The organism is Dietzia sp. UBA5065 (assembly GCA_002415925.1).
Taxonomy (GTDB): Bacteria; Actinomycetota; Actinomycetes; order Mycobacteriales; family Mycobacteriaceae; genus Dietzia.
Genome location: DIAZ01000004.1, coordinates 4,777 through 5,901, shown reverse-complemented (window position 1 = coordinate 5,901; position 1,125 = coordinate 4,777). Strand labels below are relative to the sequence as shown.

Here is a 1,125-nt window from a genome sequence, read left to right as displayed (position 1 = left end):
GGCGACCAGGGCGAACACCGCGCCGGAGGCGACGCCCAGCGAGGCCGCCATGAGGAGAAACACCCCGGTGCCGACCGGGTAGAAGCTGCCGTCCAGACCCACGAGCGGCATCTTCTCGGAGGCGGCCGCGGCCATGAGCCCGGTGACGGTGTAGCTGGCCACCAGTACCCAGCCGCCGTCGAACTTGTCCGCGAGCGCGCCACCGAGGGGGCGGCACGCAACCGCGACCACCACGAAGATCGCGGTGCGCAGCGCGGCGTCCTCGATGTCCAACTCGTAGAAGTTGTGCAGATAGGTGGGCAGGTAGACGGAGAACGCCACAAACCCGCCGAATCCCATCGCGTACAGCCAGGCCAGTTTGAGGGTCACGGGCTTGGCGAGCGTGGACGCGGCCTTGACCACCCAGTTGCCCTGAGCGGGTACCCAGTTGGGGGAGTTCTGAAACAACATCCGCGCCACGACCGCGTAGATCGCGAGCAGGACCGCCACGAGGATGAACGGCGCCTGGTCGCCGAAGGCGTCACGGATGCGCAGGGTGGTGAACGCCGCCACCGCGGTGCCGCCCATGCCGGCGCCGAAGATACCGATCGCCGTGCCGCGGCGGTGGGGAGGGAACCACGAGTTGACGGTGGGGACGCCTACCGCGAAGGAGGTGCCGCCGATACCGAGGAAGAATCCGCCGATGAGCAGGACGGTCAGACTGTTGTCGACAAAGCCGACGAACAGCGTGGGAATGATCGTCAACGCCGCGATCAGCGGGAACATCGTGCGGCCGCCGAGACGGTCGGTGAGCGCGCCCACCGGGATTCGGCCGAGTGAGCCGACCACCACGGGCAGGGCCACCACCAGGGACTGCTGGAAGGACGACAGTCCCAACTCTTCCTTGTAGGTGGCGCCCAGCGGGCCCATGAGTGCCCACGCCCAGAAGGTCAGCAGGAATCCGGTGAAGGACAGAGCCAGAACCAGGTTCGCTTTCTTCGGATCGAGGGCAGGTGGGGTCGAGGGGTCGGCGTTCACGGAGTCGAGGTTGGAGGACACGATCAGCCCTTTCACGTCAGAGTCTCGCGGTCGCGGGCAGCGGGGAGGCGAACTCGGCCCGTATTTGGAGTGTGCGTCAGACCATGG

The 1,125-nt window shown here is 67.1% G+C and carries 1 protein-coding gene; it reads right to left on the bottom strand.

Annotated elements, in window-relative coordinates:
- The coding region (locus B4M60_RS00515; protein ID WP_291079409.1) for an MFS transporter at window positions 1–1,038 on the bottom strand (1,038 nt) is incomplete at its 3' end.
- Window positions 1,039–1,125 lie beyond the last annotated feature (87 nt).